At 45.0% G+C, this 6,100-nt stretch carries 7 protein-coding genes and 1 pseudogene; 7 read left to right on the top strand and 1 reads right to left on the bottom strand.

Annotated features, from left to right (window positions below; translation table 11 throughout):
• From V6C93_RS00610 to V6C93_RS00585, 6 genes and pseudogenes are all read left to right on the top strand, one after another.
• Positions 1-536: pseudogene (locus V6C93_RS00610) on the top strand (GTPase); the annotation flags it as partial.
• A 219-nt stretch (positions 537-755) separates the two neighbouring features.
• The gene (locus V6C93_RS00605; RefSeq protein WP_333474697.1) at positions 756-2,381 is read left to right on the top strand and encodes a GTPase; all 1,626 of its coding nucleotides are present in this window, start codon (positions 756-758) and stop codon (positions 2,379-2,381) included.
• 154 nt (positions 2,382-2,535) lie between these two features.
• Positions 2,536-2,859: a hypothetical protein gene (locus tag V6C93_RS00600; RefSeq protein WP_333474696.1), complete on the top strand. Its 324-nt coding sequence runs from the start codon at positions 2,536-2,538 to the stop codon at positions 2,857-2,859.
• On the top strand, positions 2,778-3,227 hold the full coding sequence (locus tag V6C93_RS00595) for an HNH endonuclease signature motif containing protein (RefSeq protein ID WP_349262577.1): 450 nt from the start codon (positions 2,778-2,780) through the stop codon (positions 3,225-3,227). The genes V6C93_RS00600 and V6C93_RS00595 overlap by 82 nt, the downstream gene beginning before the upstream one ends.
• A 111-nt stretch (positions 3,228-3,338) precedes the next feature.
• A complete protein-coding gene (locus tag V6C93_RS00590; RefSeq protein WP_333474694.1) occupies positions 3,339-3,563 on the top strand; it encodes a hypothetical protein in 225 nt (74 codons plus the stop codon).
• Positions 3,553-3,918 (top strand): hypothetical protein, encoded by a 366-nt coding sequence (locus tag V6C93_RS00585; RefSeq protein ID WP_333474693.1) that lies wholly within the window; start codon positions 3,553-3,555, stop codon positions 3,916-3,918. Before V6C93_RS00590 ends, V6C93_RS00585 begins: the two co-directional genes overlap by 11 nt.
• A gap of 94 nt (positions 3,919-4,012) precedes the next feature.
• Here the strand turns inward: V6C93_RS00585 and V6C93_RS00580 are convergent, their stop codons facing one another.
• Entirely contained in the window at positions 4,013-4,351 is a 339-nt protein-coding gene (locus V6C93_RS00580) for a metal-sensitive transcriptional regulator (protein WP_349262579.1), read from the bottom strand.
• A gap of 445 nt (positions 4,352-4,796) precedes the next feature.
• Here V6C93_RS00580 and V6C93_RS00575 point away from each other — a divergent pair, with 445 nt between their 5' ends.
• A complete protein-coding gene (locus V6C93_RS00575) occupies positions 4,797-6,008 on the top strand; it encodes an HhoA/HhoB/HtrA family serine endopeptidase (protein WP_333474691.1) in 1,212 nt (403 codons plus the stop codon).
• Positions 6,009-6,100: the final 92 nt, after the last annotated feature.

The following is a 6,100-nucleotide window of genomic DNA, read 5'->3' as shown; positions in this document are numbered from 1 at the left end:
TTGTAGGTTTTTTGGCTCCACCTGTTGGCATTGCTATTGGGATTGCTGCTGGTGTTGTTAGCCTAATCACGGGACTTTTCAAATCTAAGGATGAGAAGCGGCGCGAGGCTGTTCAAAAAATTTCAAGCTCATTGGTAGAGCAGATAAACAAGCAGAAAGAATCCACCCTTCAGCAGGCTGAGAGTAGCTTCAAAAAGTCTGCTGCTGAGGTGGCTATGAACATCAACATATACTTTGAAGAATTGATTGCAGGACTAGAATCAATTTCAAAACAGCTACAAGAAGCTAAAAGTAAATTATCGGATAAAGCTAACTACCTTAATCGTGCTTATGCGAAGCGAATTCTGGATTGGTCTATGGAACAACACGAACCCTTAACAGACGAGAGTATCAACAGAAACATTGCCAAAGTAAAACGGAATTTCGGACAAGGCATAACTATTCAAACTAAATCTAATTTTAAGCTAAAAAAATCCCAGGAAGATATTAAACGAGTTCTTCAAGAGGATGTTTCGATTCAATTCATCAAATATTAGCGCATCTTTACGACAGATATTTTTTTAGTTTGACTGTGCGAAATATTGCCAAAAATCAAATTATTGAGAGGATAATCAACCATGACTCAGAGTACAAAAATATTTAATGCTGCTGCTGTCGGTTCTAAGTTCAAGAATACACTAGTAAAATTTGACAAATTGCTAGCTGAGGCAAACAATGAAGAGCTAACAGCTATCCGGAAAAAACTGCGGGAGGAATTGAAAACGTATCGGGAGCAAGGTATTCTCTCCGTTGCATTTGTGGGGCAGTACAGTGCGGGTAAATCCACTATCATCTCTGCTCTTACAGGACGACGGGATATTCATATTGATGCCGATATTGCTACCGACAGAACTTCTAGTTACGACTGGAACGGTATCAAGCTTATAGATACACCAGGACTTTTCACAGACAGAAAGGATCATGATGACATTACTTATGAAGCGATTGCTAAAGCGGACTTGCTGGTTTTCTGCCTCACCTATATGCTATTCGATTCAGTGACAGCAGAGAATTTTAAGAAGTTAGCTTATGAAAAGGGCTATCGATGGAAAATGATGCTTTTAGTCAACAAAATGTCAGATGAAGCAGGAGAGGAGGAGCAAAAGATTGCCAACTATCGTAAAAGCCTTGCTGAGGCACTTAAACCTTATAGCCTCCATGAGTTCCCTATCTGCTTTATTGATGCTAAAGATTATTGTGAGGGTGTGGACGAAGAAGACGACTTTCTGCTTGAAGTCAGCCGTTTTCAAACTTTTATTGATGCACTCAATAGTTTTGTAAAGCGTCGTGCTGCCCTTACCCGCTTCGATACACCAGTCCGAATCGCATTAACTTCTGTTGATGATGCTCAGTTAAGTTTTACCCGCAATTCGACGCAAGACTCAGCTTTCCTTGAAGTCCTTACACGTTTATCTCGCACCGTGCGTAAGGAACGTGAGCGGCTGCGAACCAAAGTTCAGGGTATCGTACTAGAAATGTCGTCAGCAATTGCTCAGGAAGGTATAGCCCTTGCTGCTCCAGTAGGAGTAGGGAGTAAAGAAGAGTTTGATAAATTGAACAAAGAAGCTGAAGTTAATGTGCAGAAACATTACGAGAAAGCAGAAACTAAACTGCAAGAAGCCGTTAATATAGCAGTCGAATACATACAGCAAGAAGTTGAAGGAGTACTTCAAAGCAACCTAGTTAAGACTTTTGTAGCTTGCTTAGATAGAAGTCAAAATATATCTGCCCAGAATGTAGACTATGGTCTGGATGAGGAGCGTATTAAAGGTCAAGTCAATATGCTCAAAAGTATCGGTGATACAGCAGGAGTTAGTTTGACAAAGTTAGCGACCATGGGAGTTGTAAAAACGGCTTCTGGGCAAGGCTTTCTTCGCTCTCTAGATGTAGCAGGAAGTGGTATGCATCAGGGAGTTGTGGCAGTCGGGAAATTTGTAGGTTTCAAGTTTAAACCTTGGCAGGCTATCAATATTGCTAAAAATATCGGCAACGCTGCTAAATTCCTTGGCCCTGCTCTAGCGATTGTTTCAGTCGGAGTCGATGTCCATGCAAGCTTACAGGAACATCAGCGAGAAAAGCAAATGGCTAATATCCGCCAGGAGATTACAAGTCAGTTTCAGGCAATAGCAAAAGACCTAGAAAATCAGGTTCAAATCCAACTGTGGGAATTTGAAAGGCAAGTTTACGGAGAGATTGAGAAGAAAATTGCCGAGGCTCGTCAGCAAGAAGAAAGCGCGATTGCAGCTTCAAACACCTGGGTGAAACAACTCGCAGAAATCCGCAAAGATTTTGATTTGATTCTCCGCTACATCACGAAGGCGACGGAAACTCCCGTAGCTTAAAACGACAATGGCTTAATTCATCCTAGGCGAGAAGGCGATCGCATCACAGGCTAACCTTTACCAAACCAGATGCGATCGCTTCTTGAGAAGGTGATTCTAGGAGCGATCGCAACTAAAATAGATACCATTACAACCAAAGCATGATAAGAGTAATATGACTCCTCAGTTAATGGTTCGCCCCTCATCCTTGATAGGTTCTGGGCTTCGGATGGAGCAAGTTGATAGTAACCTGAGTTTCTTCAAGTTTACAGATGAACTACAGTCACGCCTAGAAGAACTTTTGGAGAAACACAAAGCCGGATTAGTAACACCAGATGAAGAGGCTGAACTAGCTGGAATATCCGATTTATCTCAAATTTTTACATTCATTAACTCCCGACTTGCCGCCCAAGCTAAATGGTCTCCAACCGAACCCGAAGATTTGTACAACGACGAGCAAGATTCCTATGTGAATACTGCCACTCCTCAGAACAAGTGAGTTCAGACCGCTTCACAATTGACCATTTAGTGCCACAGTCCTTGGGTGGGACAGATGAACCCGATAACTTAGCCTTAGCTTGTACTCGCTGCAATCAACGTCGCTACAACTTCACAACCGGAATCGATCCAGTAACTCAGCAAGAAATCCCCTTATTTAATCCCAGAAACCAAAAATGGGCTGACCATTTTATATGGACAGCGGACGGTCTGAAAATTTTAGGTATTACCCCTACAGGTCGAGCCACTTGCTATCGACTTGACCTTAATGATGAACTTAAATATGAAAGTTTCATTCAACGGTCTCGTAAGGCTTGGGTAGAAGTCGGTTGGCACCCTCCCAGTGAAGACCCTCGTCAGGAACAGTAGAGCGATCGCATCCTATCAGACTTGAGCAGATTTGATAGAGCGATCGCACATCAATCAGCACTCGTCAGATAGACTCAAAGCAGAGTACACCCTGTGAGCGAGATACCTAAAATGCAAGTTTTAACACTCACTGGCAAAATCGACACCGATGGGCATTTGCACCTGGATATACCAACTCAGCTACCCGCTGGCACTGTAGAGTTAGTCCTAGTGATTAACCCCACACCCCAAGAAAAGCCAAACCGCAAAAAATACGATTTTTCCGACTTAGCTGGCAAACTCACTTTGCAGGATGATCCCGTAGAAATCCACACGAGGATGCGGGATGCGTGGTGAACGTTACCTACTGGATACAAACGCTATCATTGCTTTACTCCAAGGTAATCAGCAGTTGATCGAACTCCTGCAAGATGCCGAATGGATTGGTATTTCCATCATTAGTCAAATTGAATTCCTGGTATTTCCAGGATTATATGAAGACAAAAACGAGCCCATGCCTACTCTAAAAGGCGTTGAACTCCTCACAGCCTTGCTAGAGGAATCCGATCTCCAGCCAAAAGATTTAGCCTCCATCTGCCAATCTGAATCTATCGTTTTAGATATTCTGGAAAGAAAACGTGAACTCACAGCTAATCAACTAAAAGAACTGGCTGCTTTTTTCCACATTTCCCCTACTGCATTGTTTGAGTGAAGCTTTAAAGTGAGTGCGATCAGCTTTGCTGGTACCATAGGCGATCGCACACAACACAAAATGCGATCGCATCTCTTACACCTTCCTTTTCCGTTTAAGGCAAAAACCGATCTAAAGCCGCCTTCAACTCCTCAATTTCCGCCTCAATATTGCCCTCTTCAGCCGCACGAGCAATACACTCGGTTAAATGCTCATCTAGAATAATCCGCGCCACTCGATCTAGCGCTCCCCGCACAGCTGCAATTTGCACCAACACATCTGGGCAAGGACGACTTTCCTGTACCATCGTCTTAACCCCTCGGATGTGTCCCTCAATTCGAGACAGTCGATTGACGATACGCCGCAGAGAGTCTTCATCGTGAACGTGGTGATGTGTCGATTGCCCCTCGCCATGATGATGCTCAGTGTGAGGGTAAGTCACATCCTGACTCAGGGAAGCTTCATCTTTCCCAGACACGGAAAAGGTTTCGTTAATCAATGGCTCAGCTCCAAATTATGGCATGGGAACATTCTTGAGTTTCTTATTATCCCGATCCTAGTGTAGAGCAGAGAATCTAGGATACCTCTTTTGAGCCTATTCCGAGTAACCCTGTTTCCCTGAAAAGATAAACTCCCAACCTGGGGAAGAGAGATTTCCGTCCTTGGTGGCAGCAACTTCGCTCTAACGCCTTCTGTGAATCCAGAAAAAATCGAGGCAATGACACTAGACCGTGCAGTAAAATCACAACTTCGTTTATTTGTCAAGGTGCAAGTTCTACACCCCTGCCATCCAAGTCAACATTCCAGAACTGTCAAAATATCTGTAAAGCTGCTGATAGCAACGAATAAACCATTACCAAGATTTTCATGGAAGATTTATCCCATCCAGAATAAATGCTATGCAACCGAACAAGTTTTCTCTCCTATTAGGCAAAATTACTACTTATCTACTCGCGATCGTGGTGGGAGCGCTTCTGACGGTTGGTCTTTATCAGGTATTGCCTTCGCAGGCAGAACCAGCGACGATTACTCAAAGCGACACATCGACACTACTCGCACAACGGCAACCAATACCCGCCGCTGCTACCCATACTAGCTTTGTAACAGCGGCAGTTGATCGAGTAGGCCCAGCCGTAGTGCGTATTGACACCGAGCGTACCATCACACGTCGCGTCGATCCGTTATTTGATGACCCCGCTTTTCGGCGCTTTTTCGGCGAGGATGCCTTCCCTCAGATGCCGATGGAACGGCGTCTGCGGGGACAAGGCTCAGGATTTATTATTGACGCCAATGGCATCATTCTCACCAATGCCCATGTCGTCGATCGCGCGGATAAGGTGACTGTAATCCTCAAAGACGGACGCACCTTTCAAGGAAAGGTTCAAGGTGCAGATGAAGTCACCGACTTAGCTGTCGTCAAGATTGAAGGTAGGGACTTGCCCATTGCCAGCTTAGGAAATTCCGATGGAGTTAAAGTGGGTGATTGGGCGATCGCAGTCGGTAACCCTTTAGGGCTAGATAATACCGTCACCCTGGGAATTGTCAGCACCCTCCAACGCTCTAGCGCTCAAGTCGGTATTCCCGACAAACGACTGGACTTTATTCAAACGGATGCAGCAATTAATCCCGGCAACTCCGGTGGCCCCCTGTTGAACGAACAGGGAGAAGTCATTGGCATCAATACTGCCATTCGCCCGGATGCAATGGGAATTGGTTTTGCGATTCCTGTCAACACAGCCAAAGCGATTTCAGCCAAGCTGGCACAGGGACAAAGCATTCAGCATCCCTATCTCGGCATTCGCATGGCAACGCTGACACCTGAGTTAGCCGCAGAGAACAATCGTGACCCCAACTCCGCCTTCACGATACCGGAAGTTAATGGTGTTTTGATAGTACAAGTGTTACCCAACACACCAGCCGCCTCTGGAGGACTTCGTCGTGGAGATGTCGTAACCGCCATCAACGGACAATCTGTAACCACTGCCGATCAGTTGCAGCGAATTGTTGAGAATAGCAATGTCGGTCAGACACTACAACTGAAGCTACGGCGAGGTAACCAAACTGACACGATCGCTGTTCGTACAGGAGAGTTGCCAACCGCAGCTAGATAGAGAACAGCACTATTCAACCAATAAATAAGGGCGACCCAGCAGGTCGCCCTTACTTATGTTTCTGGAACTATGAGTTCAGAGAATAACCTTGA

It is taken from the genome of Allocoleopsis sp. (assembly GCF_036703385.1).
GTDB lineage: Bacteria > Cyanobacteriota > Cyanobacteriia > Cyanobacteriales > Coleofasciculaceae > Allocoleopsis.
This window is presented reverse-complemented; position numbering and strand designations above follow the sequence as displayed.

Bases quoted from the DNA above. Each gene is read 5' to 3' on its own strand.
- V6C93_RS00600 (WP_333474696.1), top strand. From the start codon at position 2,536: ATGACTCCTCAGTTAATGGTTCGCCCCTCATCCTTGATAGGTTCTGGG.
- V6C93_RS00595 (WP_349262577.1), top strand. From the start codon at position 2,778: ATGGTCTCCAACCGAACCCGAAGATTTGTACAACGACGAGCAAGATTC.
- V6C93_RS00590 (WP_333474694.1), top strand. From the start codon at position 3,339: ATGCAAGTTTTAACACTCACTGGCAAAATCGACACCGATGGGCATTTG.
- V6C93_RS00585 (WP_333474693.1), top strand. From the start codon at position 3,553: ATGCGTGGTGAACGTTACCTACTGGATACAAACGCTATCATTGCTTTA.
- V6C93_RS00575 (WP_333474691.1), top strand. From the start codon at position 4,797: ATGCAACCGAACAAGTTTTCTCTCCTATTAGGCAAAATTACTACTTAT.